This window comes from Nocardia gipuzkoensis, from assembly GCF_021183645.1.
GTDB lineage: Bacteria > Actinomycetota > Actinomycetes > Mycobacteriales > Mycobacteriaceae > Nocardia > Nocardia abscessus.
Genome location: NZ_CP089225.1, coordinates 5316847 through 5339756, shown reverse-complemented (window position 1 = coordinate 5339756; position 22910 = coordinate 5316847). Strand labels below are relative to the sequence as shown.

Here is a 22910-nt window from a genome sequence, read left to right as displayed (position 1 = left end):
CGAGACGGTGTGTCGCGGAAAGTCGGGCAAATTTCCGATTTTTGCCTAAGGTCATGTCCATGACCGACGACGCCGCCGCTCCCGGCACCACCGGGGACGCCTCTGCCGGGGACGTCAGCGCCGCCACCAGCGCGCCGCCGATGATCTCGATGCGCAATGTGGACAAGCACTTCGGCGACCTGCACGTACTCAAGGACATCACCCTGGAGGTCCCCCAGGGGCAGGTCGTGATCGTTCTGGGCCCCTCGGGCTCCGGTAAGTCGACGCTGTGCCGCACCATCAACCGCCTGGAGCCGATCGACTCCGGCGACATCGCCATCGACGGTGTCCCGCTGCCCGCCGAGGGGCGGGCACTGGCCGCACTGCGCGCCGACGTCGGCATGGTGTTCCAGTCGTTCAACCTGTTCGCGCACAAGACGATCCTGGAGAACGTCATGCTCGCGCCGGTCAAGGTACGCAAGGTCAAGAAGAACGACGCCCGGACCCGCGCGATGCAACTGCTCGACCGGGTCGGCATCGCCGATCAGGCCGACAAGTACCCGGCGCAGCTGTCAGGCGGACAGCAGCAGCGCGTCGCCATCGCCCGCGCGCTGGCGATGAGCCCGAAGGTGATGCTGTTCGACGAGCCGACCTCCGCGCTGGATCCGGAGATGGTCAACGAAGTGCTCGAGGTGATGGTGTCGCTGGCCAAAGAGGGTATGACGATGCTGGTCGTCACCCACGAGATGGGCTTCGCGCGCCGCGCCGGGAACCGTGTGCTGTTCATGGCCGACGGCCAGGTGGTGGAGGACGCGGCGCCGGACGCCTTCTTCACCGCCCCGAAGTCCGAACGCGCCAAGGACTTCCTGGGCAAGATTTTGAGCCACTGACCTGCCGGACACAGCGGCCAGCACACCCACGGATAGGGAGAAGGAACTCGATGAGGATCAATCGTGCTCTGCGCATCGGTGTCGGGGCGATCGCCCTGACACTCGCCGCCGCGACCGCCACCGCGTGTGGCGGCGGCGACGACAAATCCGCCTTGGACCACGCCAAGGACGGCAAGCTCACGGTCGGCATCAAGTTCGACCAGCCTGGTCTGGGCCTGCGGAACAAGGACGGGTCCTACAGCGGATTCGATGTCGAGGTGGCCAAGTACGTCGCCGGGAAGCTGGGTGTGCAGCCGGACCAGATCACCTTCAAGGAGGCGCCTTCGCCGCAGCGTGAAACGCTGATCGAGAACGGGCAGGTCGACTACATCGTCGCCACCTACTCGATCAACGACAAGCGCAAGGAGAAGATCGACTTCGCCGGGCCGTACTACGTCGCAGGACAGTCGCTGCTGGTACGCGCCGACAACACCGACATCAACGGCCCGGACAATCTGAAGGGCAAGAAGGTCTGCTCGGTGAAGGGCTCCACTCCGGCCCAGAACATCGAGAAGAACTTCCCCGACACCCAGTTGCAGACCAACGACACCTACTCGCTCTGCCTCGAGGGCCTGCGCGCCGGATCCTGGGACGCGGTGACCACCGACGACATCATCCTGGCCGGTTACGCCGCGCAGAGCAGCGGCGCGTTCAAGGTGGTCGGCAAGCCGTTCACCACGGAGAACTACGGCATCGGGTCGAAGAAGGGCGACAAGGAGTTGCGGGACAAGATCAACGACGCCATCGAGGCGATGATCGCCGACGGCTCCTGGAAGAAGGCGTTCGATTCGACCGTCGGCGCCTCCGGCTACCAGGCCCCGCAGCCGCCGACCGTCAACCGGTACTGACCTCCCGCACCCCGGACGGTGGCCCGGTCCCGACCCGGACCGGGCCACCCCCGCACTTCCCCTGACCATCGAGACCGATCGGAGGGACGCGCCCGCCGTGTTCGACCTGATCTCGAGGTACGACAGCCAAATCCTCGAAGCTTTCTGGGTGACCATCCAACTGTCCGTGCTGTCCGCGGTCGGCGCGCTGATCCTGGGCACCGTCGTCGCCGGGCTGCGCGTGTCTCCGGTGCCGGTCGCCCGTTGGGTCGGCACCGCCTACGTCACCATCTTCCGCAACACTCCGCTCACGCTGATCATCGTGTTCATGTCGCTCGGTCTCTACACCACGATGGGCTGGCGCCTCGCAGGTGAGGGGCCGGACTCTCTGGCACAGAACAACTTTCGCTTCGCGGTGATCGGCCTGAGCATCTACACCGCCGCCTTCGTCTGCGAGTCGCTGCGCGCGGGCATCAACACCGTCCCGATGGGCCAGTCCGAGGCGGGGCGCTCGCTCGGCTTCGGCTTCCTGCAGAACCTGCGGCTGATCGTGCTGCCGCAGGCCTTCCGCTCGGTCATCGCCCCGCTGGGCAGCGTGCTGATCGCGCTGACCAAGAACTCCACCATCGCCTCGGCCATCGGCGTCGCCGAAGCGGCGACCCTGATGGCGGAGATGACCGAGACCGAAGCCGCGGTCCTGGCGATCGGCGCCATCTTCGCGCTCGGCTTCGTGATCCTGACCCTGCCCACCGGCCTGTTCTTCGGCTGGCTGGCCAAGAAGTACGAGGTGGCTCGATGAGCGTCAACGAGGCGCAGGTATGAGCGCGGGCGCTTCGGTCCTGTTCGACGCGCCGGGCCCGAAGGCGAAGCTGCGCAACAATATCTACTCGGTCCTGGTCCTGCTCGTGGTAGCCGCGGGAGGCTGGGCGCTCTACCGCGGCTTCGCGGAGAAGGGCCAGTTCACCGCGGAGAAGTGGCAGCCGTTCCTGGACGCGGAGGTCTGGTCGACCTATCTGCTGCCCGGTCTGCGCGGAACGATCGTCGCCGCGCTGCTGTCCATCGTGTTCGCGCTGATACTCGGCATGATCTTCGGAATCCTGCGGCTGTCCGACCATCGCATCGTGCGCTGGGTCGCGGGGGCGATCGTCGAGGTGGCGCGCGCCATCCCGGTGCTGATCCTGATGATCTTCCTGTTCGCGGTGTACTCGGACTACGACCTGTTCAAGTCCGACGATCTCGCGCTCGCCGCGGTCGTCACCGCACTGACCATCTACAACGGCTCGGTGATCGCGGAAATCGTCCGTGCGGGGATCCGCTCGCTGCCGAAAGGGCAGACCGAGGCGGCTGTCGCACTCGGCATGCGCAAGAACCAGTTGATGCGATTGATCCTCTTGCCGCAGGCGATCACAGCGATGCTGCCCGCGTTGATCTCGCAGATGGTCGTCGCGCTGAAGGACTCGGCCCTGGGCTATCAGATCACCTACGTCGAGATCGTGCGCTCGGGACAGCAACTCGGCGCGGCCGAACAGAACACGATCCCGGCGCTGATCGTCATCGCGATCGTCATGATCGCCCTCAACAGCGCGTTGACGCTGGTGGCGACCAGGCTGGAGCGGCGGCTGCGGGCGCGCAAGCGCGGCAAGGGCGCCGGCACCGTCGTCGCCGCGGACTCGGTCATCACCGACGCGGCGCCCGGTGTCGCCATCGGTACGAAGCCGTGACCATCAGCACGTGTTGTGCTCGAGCTGAGCACAACACTCGTGCCCTCGGTGGTGTCCCGCCAATCTCGTAGGCGTATGCCGATCCCCGGTAGCCGACCGGTGGGGCGGTCGTCAGTGCTTCGTGCCTGCGGGAGTCGATGATCGATGATCAGCCGTGCCCCGACCACCTCGTCTACGAGTCCGGCTCTATCACAGCGCCTTTCGCCGACGGGGAACCGGACGTGTACGACCTGCCGCGCGGTCGCTTGGCCGCACGTACCAGGTGGACGAGGTCCGGCTCGCCTACCGGTTGCACGAGGCCGAGCCGACCGTCCCCCTGCCGGTGCCCGAGCGGCTGCACGACACCTGAGAAGTCCTCGACACAGGAGCAGGAAATGACCATAACCACGACCTCGGGTCCGCTCTCCGACACAGGAGAGGTGTAGACCGACAATGCCGCACCCGAAACCCGCGCAGCGTTGCACTTCCGCAGCGGCGGTACGAAGGGTACAGACCTCGACCGCTGTGGGCCGGGCGCCGATCGGCTGTCCGAGCAGCGATAACCAGGAAATCGACCGGAAACGCCGCTGCCGCCCGCGATTCCGCTGACCAAGGCGGCCGTTCCGGCCGCACCCGGAGCAGGTAGCCGCACCGGGCATCCGTATCCCGCATATCCGACCGGCGTGTGACGCAGTTGTGAGCGGGATGCGGCTTCGCGCGACCGGACCCGATCGGCGGCAACCCGCACGTTCGATCTGTTCGAGTGCCGCCGACAGCGTCTCGAGCAGGTGCTGTAGGCGCACCGTTGTTGGAGCCACCTAGGGCCACAGAGTTCAGTCGACGGGCTCGTCGAGGGCGCCCTCGACCCCCTGATCGGCCAATTCGGCTTTGACCACGCGATAGGCCGTGGCCTGGCCGTAGCCCCGGCGGGCGAGCATGCCGACGAGGCGGCGAATCGCCTTCTCCCGGTCCAGGTCTCGCGGTAGGGAGCGTAGTTTGCGGCGGACCAGTTCGCCGGCCCGCGCCTCCTCGTCGTCAGCGGTGATCGCGTCGAGGGCCGACGCGGCATCCGACGGCGCGACGCCCTTGCGTCGCAGCTCCTGCGCGAGCGCCTGTTTGCCTTTGCCGGAGAAAGCGTGGCGGGAGTGCACCCATTGCTCGGCGAAGGCGACATCATCGATGAGCCCCACGTCGGTGAGGCGGGCGAGCGCCCGTTCGCTCACCTCGGCCGAGTACCCTTTGGCCGCGAGACGCTGGGCCAGCTCGGCACGACTGCGGGCGCGGACGGCGAGCAAGCGCAGACATGCCTCTTTCGCCTGCTCGACCGTCCCGCCCTCGGATCCGGCCGCCACCGGACCCGCCGACCGGCCTTCGGGCCGATCGGAGTCGGTCGAGGACGAGCCGCTGTGCCCCCGCGCGTCGCGACGGCCGCGACGGGACCCAGCCGGACGCGCCCGCTGCGGATCGGACGCGTCCGGCCGAGTTCCCATGGTGTCCGGCGCAACCGAATCACCTTCGGTTTTCCGGACGAGCTCGGATTCCTGCCTGCGGGGCCGGATGGCAGCCGGCGAACCGGAGGCGGACAAAAGTTCTTCCAGCCGACGCCGCATATCCCGCACCGCGTCGGACTCCGGCCGCCCGGGAGCGGCCGGACCTGTCCCGGGCGAGCGCCGGCCGTTCCTCGGCTCAGAAATCGGCGGGCACCTCCGCGGCCGCATCGGCCGTCACGTCGGCGCCGATGCCGAGCTTCTCCTTGATCTTCTTCTCGATCTCGTCGCGGACGTCGATGTTCTCCAGCAGGAACTTGCGGGCGTTCTCCTTGCCCTGGCCGAGCTGATCGCCCTCGTAGGTGTACCAGGAGCCGGACTTGCGGATGAAGCCGTGCTCGACGCCCATGTCGATGAGCGAGCCCTCCTTGGAGATGCCGTGTCCGTAGAGGATGTCGAACTCGGCCTGCTTGAACGGCGGGGAGACTTTGTTCTTCACGACCTTCACGCGGGTGCGGTTGCCCACCGCGTCGCTGCCGTCCTTGAGCGTCTCGATGCGGCGCACGTCCAGGCGCACCGACGCGTAGAACTTCAACGCCTTACCGCCGGTGGTGGTCTCCGGCGAGCCGAACATCACGCCGATCTTCTCGCGCAGCTGGTTGATGAAGATCGCGGTGGTGCCGGAGTTGTTCAGCGCGCTGGTCATCTTGCGCAGCGCCTGGCTCATCAGGCGGGCCTGCAGACCGACGTGGCTGTCGCCCATCTCGCCCTCGATCTCGGCGCGCGGCACCAGCGCGGCCACCGAGTCGATGACGATGATGTCGATGGCGCCGGAGCGCACCAGCATGTCGGCGATCTCCAGCGCCTGCTCACCGGTGTCGGGCTGGGAGACGAGCAGGGCGTCGGTGTCGACGCCCAGCTTGCGGGCGTAGTCCGGGTCGAGCGCGTGCTCGGCGTCGATGAACGCCGCTACGCCGCCCGCGGCCTGCGCGTTGGCCACCGCGTGCAGCGCGACGGTGGTCTTACCCGAGGATTCCGGGCCGTAGATCTCGACGACGCGGCCGCGCGGCAGGCCGCCGATGCCCAACGCCACATCGAGCGCGATCGAGCCGGTGGGGATCACCGAGATGGGCTGGCGCGCCTCCTCGCCCAGGCGCATGACGGCGCCCTTGCCGAAGCTCTTCTCCACCTGGGCCAGCGCGAGCTCGAGCGCCTTGTCCCGGTCGTACGCCTGTGGTGCCATGTCCTGATCCCCTTTTCGACGGGTGAGTCTCGTTCTGTGGTTGGCGCCTACAGTAGAGCCCGGCACCGACAAGTTCTGGCGACCAGAGTAGACGAACAGGTGTTCGAGTCAAGTGACGCGCCCGGCGGAACGCGCACCGCATCCGTGGTCCCCGGCAACCGCCGCGCGATCAGCGCACCAGCGCGATCCGGTCGGCATCCAGCAGCGTCTGCGCCTGTTTGAGCACGCGCAGCGACGGCGTCACCTCGAGGCCGGTGATCCCGTCCAGCGCGCCGAGCCGCTCGGTCACGTACCGGTAGAGGTCCGCGGTGTCGCGGCAGATGATCGGCGTTCGCCGTCGCGGCCGCGGTCGGCGTCGTTTTCGGACTGGTCGCGTTCGGGCTGTTCCACCGGCAGCGCGCCGACGCCGGAATGTCGGAAGCCGAGCGGCACGCCGTCGCCGCCTGACCGTGATCCGGCACGACGAGACGGCGGCGCCCGGCTGGGGCGCCGCCGTTGCGCGCTCGCGGTCACCGGGCCGTTCGCGCCCTACCGCTGGGGCAGCACCGATTCGTCGCCCGGATCGCGCGGCCCGAAGATGCGCCGCTGGGATTCCTCGATCCGGACATCGTTGATGCTGGCCTCCCGCCGGGACATCAGTCCGTCCGGCGCGAACTCCCACTGCTCGTTGCCGTAGCTGCGGAACCACCGGCCGGACTCGTCGTGCCATTCGTACTGGAAGCGCACGGCGATGCGGTTGCCGTCGAAGGCCCACAGATCCTTGCGCAGCGCGTAACCGTTCTCGATGGACCACTTCCTGGTGAGGAACTCGACGATGGCGTCGCGGCCGGTGAAGAACTCGTCACGATTGCGCCACACCGAATCCTCGGTGTAGGCGGCCGCGACCCGCTGCGGATCGCGGGTGTTCCAGGCGTTCTCGGCGGCCCGCACTTTGACCTGGGCGGATTCCGCGTCGAACGGGGGTAACGGAGGCCGCATGGGACGGCTCCTTTCTCAGAGGGTTCAGAGGGTCAGGGATTGACGGGTGAAAGCTCGGCGGGCCCCCACCGCAGTGCTCCTCCGGGCCGCTCGACGACCTCCTCCACGGTGAAATCGAGAGAGCATTGCGCACCCGCGGCGAAGGTCTCCGGTTCCCAGACCAATTCGGCGGTGCCGGTGAGTTGCAAGGTCGCTCCGGTGGCCCAATCGGGGATCAGGATTCCGCAGCGCGGGTTGACCTCGATGTTGCCGAGCGTCATGAACATCGAATTGCCCCGGTAGTCCGGCCAGCGCAGCCGCGTGGGCGAAACCACGTGCAGGAACCCGGGATTCCCGCCGCGGTGCGAGGCGTCGGCGTTGCCGTCCCTGTCCGCGGTCGCGACGAAGAACGTGTCGGCGGCCGTGATGGCGGCTTGCTGATCCGCGTCGAGTTCGACGCCGCGGCGAACGGCCGCCGAGGAGGCGTCGGGTATGTAGCTCTCGACGTCCCGCCGGGAGATGTACTTGGGGCAGTTCGAGTACACCTGATCGGTGACGATGCGCAGGCCGGTGCCCTCCGGCGCCGATCTCCCGTTGACCCGCATCCGCCTGCGCCGCTGCGGTTGGAGGGCGATCATGCCGATGCGGGAGCGGTGGGTCAGCGTTTCGTGCAGCGGATCGGCGGCCGCTGGACGGGCATCGACCGCGATCGTCCGATCATCGATCGCCCGCACGAATCCCGGCCGCCCGACCAGTTCACTCGCCCACAGCCTGCCCGCCGCGTCGGCGGCGGCGAGCACCACCATGCGCTGTTCGGCCAGGAAGCCGGCGGCCACCGACGGGATATCGGGACGGATCATGCGGCCGACCCGCTCGGCGATCTCCGCCTGGCCCATGCGGCGCTGGACGGCGACCTCCCCGTCGTGAAACGGCCCCATCACGATTCTCCCTTCACTGTGCGACCGACCGATCAGAAGAAACCGCAGGTCGGGGCCGCGCCGCTGGGCGCGGGAGCGGCTTCGGCGCCGCTGGGCGCGTAGACCTCGAGCCGAATGCCATCGGGATCGGTGAAGAAGATCCCGCCGGAAGCGACGCCCTCGCCGTGCGCCACCACTCCGTCGTGGGCGAAGGCGACCGAGAGCTCACGCAACACCCGCTCCACGGCGCGCACCTGGTCGATGCTGTCGACCTGGAACGAGAGGTGGTGCAGGCCGGGCGTCTCGGTGGAGAACGCGCCGTCGCTCTGCTCCCACAGTGTGACGACCAGCTTGCCGTCGGCACCGAGGAACGCCCAGCGGCGCTGGGCGTCGGTGCTCGCGGCGAGCTGCTCGAAACCGAGTGCCCGGCGATAGAACTCCACGGAACGATCCAGATCGGAGACGTTCAGGCCGATGTGCCCGGTGGCGAGCTGAGGTGCGGCAACGGCGGTCATGGTGTTCCTCCTCGGAATGTTTAACCGTCTATTACGGTTTGAATAGTTAGAACATACTGAGCAGCGACCGGCGCTGTCAACCACTGAAATCGATTTGACTAGTTAGAGCGGAGGTGGCCGCCGTGGACGACGACCCACACTCGATACCCTCGGGCATGCCCGATCCACGCCCCCACCTCGGTGAACCGCTGGCGCTCGATCTGCTGAACACGCGATGGATCGAGCACGGACCCCGCGATCTGCTCACCGATGTCGCCGGTCTGCGCACCTGGTTGACGTCGGCGGGCCTCGCCGATCGCGCGAGCGCCGACGAGGCGACCTTGAACGCGGTCCTGGCGGCTCGGACGGCCATCTACGACGTGGTCGTGCACGCATCCCACGCGGGACTCGACGACGTGCTGGAACGCGGCCGCATCCGGCGCGCGCTCACCGCGTCCGGACCCACCGACCTGGTGGAGGTGCCGCAGCGGCCGTGGCTGCCCGCCTGGCTGGCCGCCGACAACCTGCTGGATCTGTTGCGCACCGCGCCCGATCGGATCCGGCAGTGCGCGCACCCGGAATGCGTGCTGTTCTTCTACGACACCTCGAAGAACGGAACCCGCCGCTGGCACTCCATGGCCACCTGCGGCAACCGCACCAAAGCGGCGCGGCATTACGCGCGAAAGGCTTGAGGCTCAGAACAATTCGTCGAGCAGCCGGTAGTACGCCAAGCGGCTTTCGTCCGGCTCGGTCAGCCCGTAGGCCGCGTAGAAGGCCGTCACCTCCGCTTCTCCGAAGTCCTCGCGCAGGTCACGCACGGCCAGCGCCAGATCGCGATAGCGGTCGGCCACGCCGAGCGCGCCGACATCGAGGAGGATCTCGTTCTCCAGCACGTTCGGCGGAGTGAAATCGCCGTGCGCCACCACCAGATCCTCCTGGTCCGGGCGCTGCGCCAGCAGCCGGGCGAAGAGCTCCGCCGGGGTGGATCCGGCGTTGTCGTCATCGAAGTCGTCCGCGTCCACGAGGCCTTCCACCACGTGGCGACGCGCCTGTGCCAGCACGACGTCGAGACGTCCGTCGAAGGGGCACTCGCGGACCGGAATGCTGTGCAGCCGCCGCAACACCGCGCCCATGACGGCGCCGATGGAGTCGGGATACGCGCGCTCGGAACCGGCTCGCGCGGCCAGACTGGGGGCGCCCGCGTCCGCGAGCACCAGCACGTCGTCTTCGAAGGCCGCGACCTGCGGCAGCGCGATCCCTCTGCCGCGCAGCCAGGTCAGCCGCTCGTACTCGGCGACTGCCTTCGGTCCGCGTTTGAGCCAGTAGGCCCCGTCGACGAACACCACGCCGCCGCTCATGCCCTCGTGCTCGTCCGACCAGCTGGGCGACTCGCCGAGCAGCGCGGCGACAGTGGGCGGCAACGGGATCGGCAGCTCGCCCAACGTGTCCAGGGCGGCGCGGGTGGCCTCGATCTCCTCGGGATCGCCGTCCGTGACGCGTAGCCGCATCGCCTCGGTCAGCAGCGCGTGCGCCTCGGTCAGCTGATTTCGCTCGGCGAGCGCCTTGCCCAGGTGCTGCACGGCGAAGGAGAGCACCTCCGGATCGGCCGCGCGCGCGTGTTCCACCGCGCGGCGGTAGAGCGTTTCGGCGGTGCCCGCGTCGCCGCGATAACGGTAGACGTCGCCCAGGTTGATCCACACGCTGATCCTGCGCCGCTCGGTGTCCACCAGCTCGAGCGCGCGATCGAGGTGATCCAGCGCCTCGTCGTAGCGACCGAGCAGCATCAGTTCGATGCCGGTCTGCCGGTAGCCGGCGAAATCGTCGGGGCGGGCCTGCGCCACGCGGGCGGCCAGGCGCTGCGGGTCGTGCGGAATCATTCGCTGCCGCTCGTCGAACCGGTACAGCGGCTCGTCCCGATCCACCTGCCCGGGGGCGTTCACCAGCGCGCCCTGGGGACGTCGAACTCGGCACACAGTGCGCGCCAGACATCGCGGGGATCCATCCCGGCTTCGATGGCGTCGGCTCCGGTCCGCCCGCCCAGCCCGGGGATCACGTGGTCGGCCAGCAGGGCGTCGCCCCGGGCCACACCGAACTCGGTGTGCAACAGTTCCTGAAACTCGGTCAACCGCACCGTCCCGAACTTACTCCCATCCCGCGCGTCCCCTCGTCAGTGCCACACCCGGCCCGCGCTCCCGGTCAGGGATGCACGGCGTGGCGGATCTGGTGGCACAGGGCGACGGGATCAGCGAACTCGGTCGCGGCGGCGGCTCGCCCGGCGGCCTCGGTGTAGCCGGGATCGCTGAGGATCTCCTGGACGGCGGCGCGCAGGGCCTCGGGTGTCAGCGGCCGGACGACGATCGAACTGCCCTGTCTGGCAGCGCGATTGGCCAGCTCCCACTGGTCGCCGCCACCGGGGACGGTCACGATCGGGACGCCCGCGGACAGCGACTTGGCGAGCAGGCCGTGGCCGCCACCGCCCACGACGACGGCAGCGCGGGTCAGCAGTTGGTCTTGCCGCCCGAGCCCCGCCCTCGCCCACGGAGGAAGGTCGGCGGGCGGAGTGTCCAGCATCGAAATCGCCACGCGGACACCGGTTCCCTCCAGCGCCTCCAGGACGGTCTCCGTCATGCCCGCCACGCCGGTGTGCGCGGTCGACGGGGCCACCATGACCAGCGGCCCGTCACCGGGCGGAAGATCCAGGATCGCGTCGGTCGGTTCCCACAGCAGCGGACCGATCACATGGGCGGATTCCGGCCAGTCCGGTCGCGGCACCTCGAGCGCGGGCAGCGTGGCGATCAACCGTGCGGCGGGACCGGGGTCGACGGCCGGGAGACCGACACTCTCGCGGGCCCGCTCCCGCTGCCTGTGGCCGTTCCGGAGGGCCCGTGCGGTCATTCCGCGCAGCACACCGTCGCGTAATCGCCCGCGCACGCCGGTGCCGGGTGCGAGTCCGCTTCCGATGGGCGGCAACCCCTTCGACGGCAGATACAGCGGATGCGGCGACAGTTCCACCCACGGGACGCCGAGCCGCTCGGCGGCCATCCCGCCGCCCGCGGTCAGCACGTCGGAGATCACCAGTTCCGGCAGCATGGCGCTCAGCTCGGGCAGGATCTCGGTGGAGATGTGCGCGGCCCGCTCGTGGATGCGCTGCCCCGCGTCGGCGTCGTCATCGACCGGCCGCGGTGCCAGGCCTTTGAGCCTGCGCACGCCGATGCCGGCGGCGAGCGCGGCGTCGAACCAGCGCGGTCCGGTGAACAGGACCGGCTCGTCACCGGCTGCCAGGAACCGCAAGCACAACGCGATAGCGGGAAACGCGTGCCCGGGATCGGGCCCTGCGACGACGGCTATTCGCATTCGCCTAGCCTGCCACACTCCCTCGAGGGCGGGCGGCACCCGCATCCGTGCCGACGCGAGTCGAGGGTTCAGCCGGCGAAGAAGAACAACTCGAACCCGACCGCGCGCTCGGCGGGAAACCCCTCCTTGGGAGCGGTCGCCTGCTCGACCACGGCGCGCACCTGATCGGCGACGGGCTCGGGGCTCAGCGCTTCGAGGTAGCGCCGGTGCGCGGCCAGCGACGCGGCGGCCTGCTGCACGGTGTCGGTGACGTCGACGGCGTGGGTGGCGGCCGGTCCCACGACCGCCGCCCACCGCGCCGACCACGGTTCCCATTCGGCGATCTCCGGGAAGATCCACTCGTTGCCCGCATCGGAGACCGCATCCAGCGCGGCCCGGCCGACCGCACGGTGGTCGGCGCTGTTGACGTAGCCGGGCGCCCAGACGTCGCCGAAGTTGAACAGCACCACCATCTCCGGCCGGTGCCTGCGAATGGCGGCGGCCAGGTCACGGCGCAGGCCGAGGCTCTCCTCGACACGGCCGTCCGGATAACCCAGGAACTCCACCTCCCGCACGCCCACCGCCTCGGCCGCCGCGATCTCCTCGGCCTCGCGCAGCGGGCCTGCGAGCGCGGGCCGCAATCCGGCGATACCGGCCTCCCCGCTGGTCACCAGCACGTAACGAATGTCTTTGCCCTGCCGCGTCCACCGGGCGACCGCCGCGGCGGCGCCGTATTCGATGTCGTCGGGATGCGCGACGATCACCAGGCCGCGCTGCCAATCTTCGGGAACTCGCTCCACGAAGAGTCATTCAAACACCGCCGGTACGCGACGGCGGTGCGCCGCCCCGGCTGGGCGTCGCACCGCCGCGTCCGCTACAGCTTGCTCACCGTCGAGTTGTCCGAGCCCGACACCGCCTTGTACAGCAGGTACAGACCGAACACGATGGCGCTGATCACCAGGATCGGGAACAGGCCCTCGAGCAACGCGCCGATGACCGCCAGCGCGATCCAGACGACGGCGACGATGCCGATGATCTTCCACAACATTTCGGTGCCTCCAGACGTTCGTTTCCGCTTCGAGCATGACAGTCTGAGGAGCCCGAATCAGCAGGTGAAACGGTATTTCGGGGTGAAGATCAGGGTTTGCCCCGACATTCGGCCGCCACCGGTGGGGTGCCGATCGGGGTTACTGCACGCCAGGATGTCCGGCTACGCGGCGACGACAGGCGTTCGGTGCCCGAGTCCGCGATATCGGCGCACGCACTCGATGGCCACGGACCGGAGCATGAGCCAGCACACGGTGAGTTCGGATGTCCACGCCTCGCCGGCGGACGTGCCTGCGGCATCGCTGCACGCTCTGGTCTCGACATCGGTGCTGCTCTTCGCGGCCTGCGGCGAATCGGACATTCTCCGGATCGCCGCGGAGTCGATGGCATCCATCGGAGGCTGCCACGCACTGGGCTGCTATCGAGTGGTCGATAGCGAGTATCGGGCTGTGCGCTGCCCCTGCGTGACCATTTCCAGACCGTGGGCGCGATCGTCGTCGGGGCCGACCACCGCCGCAGGCGGAGATGTTCCTGCTCACCGCGCTCGCTCAGCTCGCGGGCGCCGCGCTGGCGAACGTCGCGCTGCGCGAACGGGATTGCGCCGAGGCCACGGGTTACGACCTGCACGGCGAGCACAACGTGGTACTCGTGCACGGCGACGACAGTCGAGCAGTTCATGCGGCAATGGCTCGACACTCTGCTCGACTACGATCGCGACCACCGTGCCGATCTGATGCACACCTCGAGCCGATACCTCGAATGCGGTGGCAACTACGACGATTCGGCCGCCGCGCTGCACATCCATCGCAGCACCTTGCGCTACCGGCTGGGGCGCATCCGCGAGCTCACCGGCTTCGACACGCGCGCATGGCGGTTGCTCTCCCCGGTCGCACTGCCCACCTGACCGGCACGAGGCAGCCGACCGAATCGCGAACAGCGATGGTGTGCGCGTCAGCGGACTCGCACACCATCGCTGCCGACGAGCCCGGTCGCGCATTCCGCACGCCGGGTCCACTCGCCCCGATCAGCCTCTGCGACGCTCGGGGTCGCGGTCTCCTGCCTGTTCGGTCAGAGGGTCGGCGTGCGGAATGCCATCCGGTTCCTGCATACCGAGATCGGCCGTGTCGACGGCGTAGGGGTCGATCATCGGCTCACGCCCCACGCTCGTCCCGTCGCCGCCGGTCGGCATCCGCAGCGTCTCTTCCGCGCTGTCCAGATAGGTCCGCATGCGTGCCGTGGCGACGTCGGCCTGCTCCCTGGACCTTTCCTCCGGCGGGCGGGTCATCTCGGGGCGGGCTCGCCGCGGCTGTGGAACCGGCTGCCTGCCGTAGACATCCCAGGCGGCCTGATCCGGATCGATCTGGTAGTGGTCGAACAGTTCCTGCTCGGCCTGAGGGCTGATCTGCCCGTTGTGGTCCAGCTGCGGCGAGGCCTTCACCGCTTCCTTCCCGACCCGCACCTGCAACGTGGCCGACTCGGCGCGATGCTCGGCTCCGGCCAGCGGGACCAAGGCGTCGGCGCTGAACAGGCCGGTGGACACCGCGATCCAGGTCGGCGACCCGGAGTTGTTGTCGACGTAGACCCGTTTGACCTTGCCGATCTTCTCGCCTTCGGGGCCGTACACCGAGCTGCCTATGAGCGTTTCCAGCATTTCAGTCATGGGTTCCTCCGCAGTTCGTCCGTGCGATGCGCAGTCCGACAAACGCGGCTGTCCACCGCGCGGGTTGAGAAAGGGGTTCAATCGCTTGTGGGTCGATCGGTGGTGCCGGGACCGGCGGCGAGGCGCTGCGTTCTCCGCGCCGGCCGCACCGGGTCCTCGGCGGATTCACACGTCAGGTACCGGCTGACATCCAGCCGCTGCGTGTCCTGGTCGAGCAGCGATAGACGGTAGGAAACATCGAGCATGACCTGCTCCTGCCCAGTAGTGCATGTTCCCGGGCCGCAAGCGCGACCGGGAGAAATCAGCTACATTGTGGCAACTACCCGGACCATCGCAGATCAAACGCTGATTACCGCACGATTCGACGACTCTAAGCGAGAGTTGAAGCCATTCAGCTATTGAATAGCTACATCAATCGGTTCTGTCGGGCCGCTCACTGTGCCGATCCGGCGTCCCGGGGCCGCCCTTGAGCAGCGTGAGAGCGGAGGGCTTACTGGTGAACCGGAAGTTCTTGCCGCGATGGTCGACTTCGCCGTCGGTGGCCAGCGAGACCGGCGCCTCGGCCACGCCTACGTCCACCCGGGAAACTCGGCGGTGCCGGTAGGTCGGTGAATACTCCAGCGTGCCGGTGAATGTCGCGAACACCAACCGCAGGCGCGAGAAGGGGACGTCGGCGCGCAGGTACCGCACGTCGAGTGTGCCGCCGTGCAGTTCAGGACGCGACATGGGGATCTGGTCGGCGGGCCGGTAGGCGCCGTTGCCGACGAACAGCATCCACAGCGCGATGCGGGCGTCATCGATGGTGACGTGCAGCGGCTTGGCGCGCAGCAGCACGCGCACCATGGCGAGGCCCGCGGCGGGCCATTTGCCGATCCGGCGTTCCCAGCGTTCGCGGACGCGCACGAAATCGGGATAACCGCCGAGGCTGGCGGTGTTGACGAAGATTCGCCGCTCGGCGCCGTCGAACGACACCTCGGCCACGTCGACGCGGACGACTTCGCCCGACTCCAGCGCGGCGAAGGTCACCGCGGAGTCCTCCACCCCGGCGTCCCTGGCGAAGTGGTTCAGCGTGCCGCCCGCGAACACCGCCAGGGACAGCCGGTGCCGTACCGCGTACTCCGCGACGGTGGACACGGTTCCGTCGCCACCCACGACGCCGAGGGCGACGATGTCATCGCGCCGCAGCAGTTCATCGACCCGGGCTTCGACATCGTCGCCGCCGGTGAGCTCGAGCACCTCGGCGGCGGGCAGCCGGTCACCCACGGCGGCGAGCGCGCCGTCGCCGCTGCCCGACCCCGCGTGCGGATTGCCGATCAGCAGCAGTCCGGCGCCACCCGGCAGCGGGTCGATGTGGCCGACCGGGCCCAGAGCGGCGGGTTCGTCGTCGCGCACCGCCCACCATCGCCGGGTGAGCAGCGCGACCGCACCCCCGAACAGTGCGCCCGCGACCACGTCGGATGGCCAGTGCACGCCGATGTGCACGCGCGAATACCCGACCGCGGCGGCGACCGGGGCCACCGCGGCGGCCGCTGCGGGGGACTCCAACGCGAGGCCCGCCGCGAACGCGGCCGCCGAGGCCGAGTGCCCGGAGGGGAACGACGACGAGACCGGCGGGGCGACCAGCCTGCGCACGAACGGAACGGACTCGTCCGGCGGGCGGCGGCGCGGAAACAGCGGTTTGGCCACGCCGTTCGCCACGCCGCTCGCGATGCCGAGCGCGAGCAGGGCGCGCGCCGCGCCGCGCCGGGTCGAACGGTCTCCGGCGACGAACAGGACCGCTCCGAGCGCGATCCACAAGCGGTTCTTGTCGGCCGCGGTACTCAACGCCTTCAGCACCCGGTCGGCCGAGGTCGCCCGCACGCGCGCACTGCGGCCGACCAGCCAGCGATCCAGGCTGCTCGTTATTCCGGCCACCCCACCGTCGCGCCGCTGAGTCGAGAGAAACCGCATCGCCGCCAGCCTACCGATCGGACGCGGGGTCCTGGCGACCGGCGGCGGGCCCGGCGTAGGCGCTCAGGCGTTCACCGGCGCGGTCGCGACCGGATCGCGCACCCTTTCAGTGTACGGATGTACTCTGATCTCGAACGCACAGTGGCGTTGAGCGACAACCGGGAAGGGATGATCGACCGATGCAGACACCCCAATCAGCACACACTCATGCACTGAATCTCAGGTGACGGCCGGAACCTGATGGAAAACACGAACGAGCTGGCCCAGGAACTCGCGGCCGCGGCACGACGACACGGCTCAGCGATCGCGGGGATCGTCGGCTCCGCCGCCCGCAAAGCGTCCTGGGAGGTGCTCGACCTCATGGCGGAGAGCCGCGAACTGGTGGGCGCGGCGTTTCGCGTCAAAGCCGAAGAACTGCGCCGCCGGGATCGGGCGAGCTGAACCGCATCCGGTCAGATCGGTGGCCGTGGCGACGCGGTCACCGACTTGTCGGCCACCTCGGTGAGAGCCTGTGCCCATCCGTCCAGCCGGTCGGAAGCGTGCCGCAGATCCGCCACGATGGTGTCGAAGTTGTGCCGCAGCACTGTGTTCTCCGGAACCGCCAGGATCCGGCCCGCCGCGGCCACGACCTGCTCGTACTCCGCCACACCCGCGTCGAGCCTGTCCAGCGTCAGTCGCAGGTTCTCGGTGAGTGCCACGGCCGCGGGCGAACTCGCGCTCCCCATCGCGCCGAGGCCCTGTTCCATCGCCATGATGTCGGAGGCCAGCGCGTGCAGCGCCGCGGCGCCCGAGGCGGCCGTTTCGAGCAGGTCGGCCAGCTCGTCCGGAGGCAGCCGGTGCGAGCGCGCGATCTGCGCGCCCATCCCGTGCAATGCCTTCTCCGCGCGCACCAGGCGGGCGATCGGCGGCCGTGCGTTGGACCACAGCGGCGGCTGCTTACGCGGGATGAACGCCGCCTGCGGCAGCGGCGCGCCACGCAGCCGCAGGTAGCGGCGGGTGCTCAGCGCCGCACCGGTCACCAGCGCGACCGCGCCACCGCCGACCACGACCACCGCCCACACCGGCGCCGAAAGAACAACGAGGCCAAGGGTTCCCGCCGTGGTGAGACCGGACACGGTACCCAGCTGATAGCTGCGGCGCCGGGCCCTGCGCCGGCGACGCAGCTCCCGCTCGCGCGGATCGGCCCAGCGCCGCACGGCGACAAGCGCGTTCTCCCCGACTTCGCGAATGCTGTCCGGCAGGCTGCCCGGCTGCGGTGCCAGCGCGGCCTGGGCCCGGATCATCGCTGACCCACGCAGTCGCCGCGTGTCGAGCTGCCGCTCGCGAAATGCACTGCCGCTCATACCTTCTCTCCCGCCGGTTGCACACATCGGACAGGCCGAGGCCCGACTCGGCCGACGGCCGGCCGGTCGGGTCTGCACGCCTTGTCTTCCAGTGAACCAGTCCCCACCGACACATGCCCGTCCGAACGTGCGGCCGAGGCTACTGCTGCGCCGCCTGCCCCTTGTTCATCTGCGGCTGCGCCGCTTCCGTCTGAGCCGGGTTGATGGCGGGCTGGGTGCCACCGGCGGGCAGCTGGTCCCCGCGCATGGACGCGCGGATCTGCTCCAGTTTGCTGTGCCCGGCCATCTGGATGCTGGCCTGCTGCACCTCGAGCATCCGGCCCTGCACCGTGTTCTGCGCGAGCTCGGCGGCGCCGAGCGCGTTGGCGTAGCGGCGCTCGATCTTCTCCCGCACCGCGTCCAGGCTCGGCGTGCTACCCGGCGCCGACAGCGTCGAATCCATCTGCTGCAGCGAAGCGGAGACCTGCTCCTGCATCTTGGCCTGCTCCAGCTGGCTGAGCAGCTTGGTCCGCTCGGCGACCTTCTGCTGCAACAGCATCGCGTTCTGCTCCACGGCCTTCTTGGCCTGGGCAGCCGCCTGCAGCGACTGGTCGTGCAGGACCTTCAGGTCCTCGACGGACTGCTCGGCGGTGACCAGCTGCGCGGCGAACGCCTCGGCGGCGTTGGTGTACTGGATCGCCTTCTCGGTGTCGCCCGCGGCGGTGGCCTGATCGGCCAGCGTGACGGCCTGGCGTGCGTTGGCGTTGAGCTTCTCGACCTCGTCCAGCTGCCGGTTCAGCTTCATCTCCAGCTGACGCTGGTTGCCGATGACCGACGCGGCCTGCTGCGAAAGGGCCTGATGCTGCCGCTGGGCTTCCTCGATAGCCTGCTGAATCTGGACCTTCGGATCCGCGTGCTCCTCGATCTTCGCGTCGAAGAGGGCCATCAGGTATTTCCAGGCCTTGACGAACGGATTAGCCATCGATTGATCCCGCCTCCATCTGACATGCCGCGCTCCGGCGCGACTCCAGTGCGCGACCGTCACGCACTCGATATGTGCCTATCCTCCACCATGTGGCACCAGGGCCGGGCAAACCCGACCCAACCGGCGCCTAGGGAGAATCTATCCGCTTTCCGCGCCGGTCCGCAGCGTTGCCACCGTGACCACGTCTCGCCGCGCGTCACGCGCCCTTCACCAGGACCAACATGTCCGATCGCGGTGCGGGGATGACGATGCGGGTGTCCTCCGCCAAGGGCAGCGGCCGGGTGGCCGCGTCGGCCGCCGACATCGTCGCCGCAGCCGCGGCGGGTTCGGCCTGCGCGGCAGGCTCGGCCGCGGTCTGCTCCGATTCGGCCGCGGCCGGAGCGGACGCGGTCGCGGCCTCGTCCGCGGGAGCGCCCGCGGTCGGCCCGTCGGCACCCGCCATGATCGTGCTCACATCCCACAGCACTCGCGACAGCGGCACGTCCAGCGCCTCGCAAATGGCGGCCAGCAATTCGCTGGAGGCCTCTTTGCGACCGCGCTCGACCTCGGAGAGGTAGCCCAGGCTGACCCGTGCGGACGTCGACACTTCGCGCAGGGTTCGATTCTGGGCGAGACGCGCACGCCGCAGACTGTCCCCGATCGCCTCTCGCAGCAGCGTCATCTCGTTCTCCTTCGCTCCCGGTCGCCGGGCCGACGCGATTCGCGACCCCACGCATGCCGTTCTCTTTGGCACAACGCGGAAGCCGGGGCGGTGGTTCCCGCCCGGGCGACCTCAGCCGCCTCGCCCGACGCGCTCGGCCGCATCCGTGCCCGTCTCCCGCACACACCGCAGCAATTCCGACACCGCCGTGTGCGTCGCACCGATTCTGATCGTCCACCGGTCGCCGGAGAGTTTCAACCGCATCACCTCGGTATGGCCCGGCCCGGCCAGTCCGAGGAAGACCGTGCCGACCGGGTGCCCGTCCTGTGAATCGGGCCCCGCGACCCCGGTCAACCCCACGCCCCAGTCAGCGCCGCAGCGCGTACGCGCGCCGACGGCCAGCTGTTCGGCGGTGCTCGCCGCCACCGGGCCCTCGGTCGCGAGCACCTCCGCGTCGACGCCGGCGAGGCTGTGCTTGAGGTCGGTGGCGTACACCACCAGACCGCCGCGCAGCACGGCGCTGGCGCCGGGCACCCCGGCGATGGTCGCGGCGAGCAGGCCCGCGGTCAGCGATTCGGCGGTCGCCACGGTTTGCCGCACTGTCACCAGCGCGCGGACCAGATCGCCGGCGGGCACGCCCGCGATCAACGGATCGCTCATACGCCGCGCGTCCGCCCCGGTCCGCCCGCGAACCACACCCGGGCTGCCTGGCCGACGTAGTCCAGCCCGGTGACGACGGTCAGCGCCACCGCCAGGTACATCAGCGCCATCCCGGCCTCGGCGACCCAGCCGGTCAGCGGCAACAGCAGCATGGCGATCGCCAGCGATTGGACCAGTGTCTTGAGCTTGCCGCCGCGTCCGGCGGGAATCACGCCGCGCCGCACCACCACCAGCCGCAACAGCGTCACGCCGATCTCCCTGCCGCAGATCACCAGCGTGATCCACCAGGCCAGATCGCCGAGCGCGGACAAACCGATCAGGGCGGACCCGATCAGCGCTTTGTCCGCGATGGGATCGGCCAGCTTGCCGAAATCGGTCACGAGACCGTATTTGCGAGCCAGTTGCCCGTCGAACCGGTCGGTGATCGCGGCGAGGCCGAACAATGCGGCGGCGGCGATCCGCCAGCCCGTCTGGTGACCGTCCGCGGCGAACAGCGCCGCGACGAACAGCGGCACGATCGCGATGCGCAGCATGGTGAGCACGTTCGCGATGTTCAGCAGCGGCGCGCCGGTCTCGGCCTGGGCGGTCGCGAATCCGGGCCTGGTCGGGTCGGGCGGACCCCAGGGGCGGTCCGTCTCGTCGGGTTGCACGCTCATGCCCTCGCCTCACCGGCCGCGCGCTCGGTCACTGCCGCCTCGTCACGCCGTCGCGCGACCCGGCGCGATGCGGTGTTGTGAACGAGAGGATCTGCGGCACACGTTCAGAGTATCGGTAGCCGGGCCGACTACTGTGCACCCCATGACCTCTCGGGGACCACTAGGTGGTTCGACAAGCGACGCTCATCCGGGCGCGGCTTCGGCCGCGCAGAGCTGCCTCCCGGTCGTCCGACGCGCGCGAACCTCCGACGTGCCCGAGATCAAGCGCCTGATCGACGTCTACGCGGGCCGGATCCTGCTGGAGAAGAACCTGGTCACCCTCTACGAGGCGGTGCAGGAGTTCTGGGTGGCCGAACTCGACGGCCGCGTCGTCGGCTGCGGTGCGCTGCACGTGCTGTGGGCCGACCTCGGCGAGGTGCGCACGGTCGCGGTGGACCCCGGCGTCAAGGGCACCGGTGTGGGCAAGCTCATCGTGCAGCGGCTGGTCACGGTGGCCCGGGAGCTCGAGTTGCGGCGGCTGTTCGTGCTCACCTTCGAGGTGGAATTCTTCGGCAGGCACGGCTTCGTGGAGATCGAGGGCACGCCGGTGACCGCCGAGGTGTACGCCGAGATGTGCCGCTCCTACGACACCGGTGTGGCCGAGTTCCTCGATCTGAGCTATGTGAAGCCGAACACTCTCGGCAATACTCGAATGCTGCTGACGCTCTGAGTCCGTCCCCCACAGGAAGCGATACCGTGCCGATCTTCGCCGTCCACTACGTCTACTCCGAGGCCACCACCGCGGGCCGGGACGTCCATCGTCCCGAGCACCGGGCCTGGCTGGCCGGGCTGCTCGAATCCGGCGCCCTGCTCAGCAGCGGCCCGTACCCGGACGGGTCCGGGGCGCTGCTGATCTTCCGCTCGGCGGACGCCGGGCAGTTGAAGGACCTGCTCGCGCGGGACCCGTTCGCCCGGGAGAACCTGATCGACGACGTCCGCGCCGTGGAGTGGGCTCCGATCTTCGGCGCCCTCGCGTCCTGAGCGGCTAGCGTTTCGCCTCGGCGCGGGTGCGCAGCAGGCTCGCGACCGTGGCGACGACCAGGATGATCAGGATGACGCCGAGCGAGACCGGCGTGGAGATCTCCGGGACGGTGACATGCTCGCCGCCGTTGACGAACGGCAGCGTGTTCTCGTGCAGGGCGTGCAGCACCAGCTTCACGCCGATGAACGCGAGAATGGCCGCCAATCCGTAGGACAGGTAGACCAGCCGGTCGAGCAGGCCGCCGATCAGGAAGAACAGCTGTCGCAGGCCCATGAGCGCGAACGCGTTCGCGGTGAAGACGAGGTAGGGCTGCTCGGTCAGGCCGTAGATGGCCGGGATGGAGTCCAGCGCGAAGAGCAGGTCGGCGAACCCGATCGCCAGCAGGGCCAGCAACAGCGGCGTGACCGCGCGGCGCCCGTCGATCCTGGTCACCAGCTTGTCGCCGTCGTATTCGTCGGTGGTCGGCAGCACCCGCTTGGCCAGTGCGACGATGCGGCTGTCGCGTTTCTCCTCGACCTCCACCTCGTGACCGCTCTCGCGCATGAGCTTGACCGCGGTGTAGACGAGGAAGAACCCGAACAGGTAGAACACCCAGCTGAACGCGCTGATCGCGGCCGCGCCGACGGCGATGAACACGCCGCGCATCACCAAGGCGAGCACGATGCCGATCAACAGCACCTTCTGCTGGTAGATCCGGGGCACCGCGAAGGTGGACATGATGATCAGGAAGACGAACAGGTTGTCCACCGAGAGCGCCTTCTCGGTGACGAAGCCCGCGTAGTACTCGCCCGCGTAGGTCGAGCCCCACTGCCAGGCGACCACGCCGCCGAACAGCAGCGCGAGCCCGATGTAGATCGCGGACCAGAACCCGGATTCCCGGAACGTCGGCTCGTGCGGCGTGCGGACGTGGGCGTAGAAGTCGAAGACGAACAGGCCGAGGATCACCACGATGGTGATCACCCATTCGAGTGCGGTTACGTGCATGCGGTGTGCCGATCGGAAGCGAAGCTCATGATGTCCATAATGCCCGAATTATCCATTGCTCTTCAGTAGCGGGTTGGTTGCCGCCCATAATTCCACATGCGTTCACCCGGCCGTTCGTG

Annotated in this window: 28 protein-coding genes; 9 read left to right on the top strand and 19 right to left on the bottom strand. The window is 68.9% G+C overall.

Annotated features, from left to right (window positions below):
• Window positions 1-140: 140 nt before the first annotated feature.
• From LTT66_RS24270 to LTT66_RS24255, 4 genes are all read left to right on the top strand, one after another.
• Window positions 141-869 carry an amino acid ABC transporter ATP-binding protein gene (locus tag LTT66_RS24270; RefSeq protein WP_233069378.1) on the top strand — a complete coding sequence of 243 codons (729 nt, stop codon included), beginning with the start codon at window positions 141-143 and terminating at the stop codon, window positions 867-869.
• Between the two features lie 50 nt (window positions 870-919).
• Window positions 920-1756 (top strand): glutamate ABC transporter substrate-binding protein, encoded by an 837-nt coding sequence (locus tag LTT66_RS24265; protein ID WP_043694698.1) that lies wholly within the window; start codon window positions 920-922, stop codon window positions 1754-1756.
• 97 nt (window positions 1757-1853) lie between these two features.
• Window positions 1854-2534 (top strand): amino acid ABC transporter permease, encoded by a 681-nt coding sequence (locus tag LTT66_RS24260; protein WP_043694701.1) that lies wholly within the window; start codon window positions 1854-1856, stop codon window positions 2532-2534.
• A 19-nt stretch (window positions 2535-2553) separates the two neighbouring features.
• Entirely contained in the window at window positions 2554-3456 is a 903-nt protein-coding gene (locus LTT66_RS24255; RefSeq protein WP_233060793.1) for an amino acid ABC transporter permease, read from the top strand.
• Between the two features lie 812 nt (window positions 3457-4268).
• On the opposite strand, the gene recX is transcribed toward LTT66_RS24255, so the two are convergent.
• The 5 genes from recX to LTT66_RS24230 form a co-directional block, all read right to left on the bottom strand.
• On the bottom strand, window positions 4269-4787 hold the full coding sequence (recX, locus tag LTT66_RS24250; RefSeq protein ID WP_233060792.1) for a recombination regulator RecX: 519 nt from the start codon (window positions 4785-4787) through the stop codon (window positions 4269-4271).
• A gap of 334 nt (window positions 4788-5121) precedes the next feature.
• Window positions 5122-6165 (bottom strand): recombinase RecA, encoded by a 1044-nt coding sequence (gene recA / locus LTT66_RS24245; protein WP_043694706.1) that lies wholly within the window; start codon window positions 6163-6165, stop codon window positions 5122-5124.
• Window positions 6166-6693: 528 nt separating this feature from the next.
• Entirely contained in the window at window positions 6694-7143 is a 450-nt protein-coding gene (locus LTT66_RS24240) for a nuclear transport factor 2 family protein (RefSeq protein WP_181720456.1), read from the bottom strand.
• 32 nt (window positions 7144-7175) lie between these two features.
• A complete protein-coding gene (locus tag LTT66_RS24235; protein ID WP_233060791.1) occupies window positions 7176-8060 on the bottom strand; it encodes a pyridoxamine 5'-phosphate oxidase family protein in 885 nt (294 codons plus the stop codon).
• 32 nt (window positions 8061-8092) lie between these two features.
• The gene (locus tag LTT66_RS24230; protein WP_195064419.1) at window positions 8093-8554 is read right to left on the bottom strand and encodes a VOC family protein; all 462 of its coding nucleotides are present in this window, start codon (window positions 8552-8554) and stop codon (window positions 8093-8095) included.
• A gap of 155 nt (window positions 8555-8709) precedes the next feature.
• On the opposite strand from LTT66_RS24230, the gene LTT66_RS24225 reads away from it, so the two are divergent.
• Window positions 8710-9225, top strand: a complete 516-nt coding sequence (locus tag LTT66_RS24225; protein WP_233069377.1) for a CGNR zinc finger domain-containing protein — start codon at window positions 8710-8712, stop codon at window positions 9223-9225.
• 3 nt (window positions 9226-9228) lie between these two features.
• On the opposite strand, the gene LTT66_RS24220 is transcribed toward LTT66_RS24225, so the two are convergent.
• The 5 genes from LTT66_RS24220 to LTT66_RS24200 all read right to left on the bottom strand — a co-directional run bounded on the left by LTT66_RS24220 (window position 9229) and on the right by LTT66_RS24200 (window position 12914).
• Window positions 9229-10473 (bottom strand): APH(3') family aminoglycoside O-phosphotransferase, encoded by a 1245-nt coding sequence (locus LTT66_RS24220; RefSeq protein WP_233060790.1) that lies wholly within the window; start codon window positions 10471-10473, stop codon window positions 9229-9231.
• Window positions 10470-10664, bottom strand: a complete 195-nt coding sequence (locus tag LTT66_RS24215; protein WP_181720460.1) for a DUF3046 domain-containing protein — start codon at window positions 10662-10664, stop codon at window positions 10470-10472. The genes LTT66_RS24220 and LTT66_RS24215 overlap by 4 nt, the downstream gene beginning before the upstream one ends.
• Before the next feature lie 65 nt (window positions 10665-10729).
• Window positions 10730-11887, bottom strand: coding sequence for a glycosyltransferase (locus tag LTT66_RS24210; protein ID WP_233060789.1), 1158 nt, complete (start codon window positions 11885-11887; stop codon window positions 10730-10732).
• A 68-nt stretch (window positions 11888-11955) separates the two neighbouring features.
• Entirely contained in the window at window positions 11956-12666 is a 711-nt protein-coding gene (locus LTT66_RS24205; RefSeq protein WP_233060788.1) for a PIG-L deacetylase family protein, read from the bottom strand.
• A 74-nt stretch (window positions 12667-12740) separates the two neighbouring features.
• Window positions 12741-12914, bottom strand: coding sequence for a hypothetical protein (locus LTT66_RS24200; RefSeq protein WP_233060787.1), 174 nt, complete (start codon window positions 12912-12914; stop codon window positions 12741-12743).
• Window positions 12915-13589: 675 nt separating this feature from the next.
• Here LTT66_RS24200 and LTT66_RS24195 point away from each other — a divergent pair.
• Window positions 13590-13817 (top strand): helix-turn-helix domain-containing protein, encoded by a 228-nt coding sequence (locus tag LTT66_RS24195; RefSeq protein ID WP_332909636.1) that lies wholly within the window; start codon window positions 13590-13592, stop codon window positions 13815-13817.
• Window positions 13818-13937: 120 nt separating this feature from the next.
• On the opposite strand, the gene LTT66_RS24190 is transcribed toward LTT66_RS24195, so the two are convergent.
• The 3 genes from LTT66_RS24190 to LTT66_RS24180 form a co-directional block, all read right to left on the bottom strand.
• Window positions 13938-14573 (bottom strand): PRC-barrel domain-containing protein, encoded by a 636-nt coding sequence (locus tag LTT66_RS24190; protein ID WP_233060786.1) that lies wholly within the window; start codon window positions 14571-14573, stop codon window positions 13938-13940.
• 77 nt (window positions 14574-14650) lie between these two features.
• A complete protein-coding gene (locus LTT66_RS24185; protein ID WP_233060785.1) occupies window positions 14651-14818 on the bottom strand; it encodes a hypothetical protein in 168 nt (55 codons plus the stop codon).
• Window positions 14819-14984: 166 nt separating this feature from the next.
• Entirely contained in the window at window positions 14985-16523 is a 1539-nt protein-coding gene (locus LTT66_RS24180) for a bifunctional phosphatase PAP2/diacylglycerol kinase family protein (protein ID WP_233060784.1), read from the bottom strand.
• A 240-nt stretch (window positions 16524-16763) separates the two neighbouring features.
• On the opposite strand from LTT66_RS24180, the gene LTT66_RS24175 reads away from it, so the two are divergent.
• Window positions 16764-16964 (top strand): hypothetical protein, encoded by a 201-nt coding sequence (locus LTT66_RS24175; protein WP_043694735.1) that lies wholly within the window; start codon window positions 16764-16766, stop codon window positions 16962-16964.
• Window positions 16965-16975: 11 nt separating this feature from the next.
• Here the strand turns inward: LTT66_RS24175 and pspM are convergent, their stop codons facing one another.
• The 5 genes from pspM to pgsA form a co-directional block, all read right to left on the bottom strand.
• Entirely contained in the window at window positions 16976-17866 is an 891-nt protein-coding gene (pspM, locus tag LTT66_RS24170; RefSeq protein ID WP_233060783.1) for a phage shock envelope stress response protein PspM, read from the bottom strand.
• 139 nt (window positions 17867-18005) lie between these two features.
• Window positions 18006-18827 carry a phage shock protein PspA gene (gene pspA / locus LTT66_RS24165; RefSeq protein ID WP_233060782.1) on the bottom strand — a complete coding sequence of 274 codons (822 nt, stop codon included), beginning with the start codon at window positions 18825-18827 and terminating at the stop codon, window positions 18006-18008.
• Window positions 18828-19026: 199 nt separating this feature from the next.
• Window positions 19027-19491 (bottom strand): helix-turn-helix domain-containing protein, encoded by a 465-nt coding sequence (locus tag LTT66_RS24160; protein ID WP_181720467.1) that lies wholly within the window; start codon window positions 19489-19491, stop codon window positions 19027-19029.
• Between the two features lie 111 nt (window positions 19492-19602).
• Window positions 19603-20130 (bottom strand): CinA family protein, encoded by a 528-nt coding sequence (locus LTT66_RS24155; RefSeq protein ID WP_233060781.1) that lies wholly within the window; start codon window positions 20128-20130, stop codon window positions 19603-19605.
• Window positions 20127-20786, bottom strand: coding sequence for a CDP-diacylglycerol--glycerol-3-phosphate 3-phosphatidyltransferase (gene pgsA, locus LTT66_RS24150; protein ID WP_195064428.1), 660 nt, complete (start codon window positions 20784-20786; stop codon window positions 20127-20129). Before pgsA ends, LTT66_RS24155 begins: the two co-directional genes overlap by 4 nt.
• 142 nt (window positions 20787-20928) lie before the next feature.
• On the opposite strand from pgsA, the gene LTT66_RS24145 reads away from it, so the two are divergent.
• Both LTT66_RS24145 and LTT66_RS24140 read left to right on the top strand, forming a co-directional pair.
• Complete coding sequence (locus LTT66_RS24145) at window positions 20929-21495, top strand: amino-acid N-acetyltransferase (protein ID WP_233060780.1); 567 nt, start codon at window positions 20929-20931, stop codon at window positions 21493-21495.
• A 26-nt stretch (window positions 21496-21521) separates the two neighbouring features.
• The gene (locus tag LTT66_RS24140) at window positions 21522-21806 is read left to right on the top strand and encodes a YciI family protein (protein ID WP_233060779.1); all 285 of its coding nucleotides are present in this window, start codon (window positions 21522-21524) and stop codon (window positions 21804-21806) included.
• Between the two features lie 4 nt (window positions 21807-21810).
• Here LTT66_RS24140 and LTT66_RS24135 read toward each other — a convergent pair whose 3' ends face one another.
• Window positions 21811-22791, bottom strand: a complete 981-nt coding sequence (locus LTT66_RS24135; protein WP_233060778.1) for a TerC family protein — start codon at window positions 22789-22791, stop codon at window positions 21811-21813.
• Between the last annotated feature and the right edge of the window lie 119 nt (window positions 22792-22910).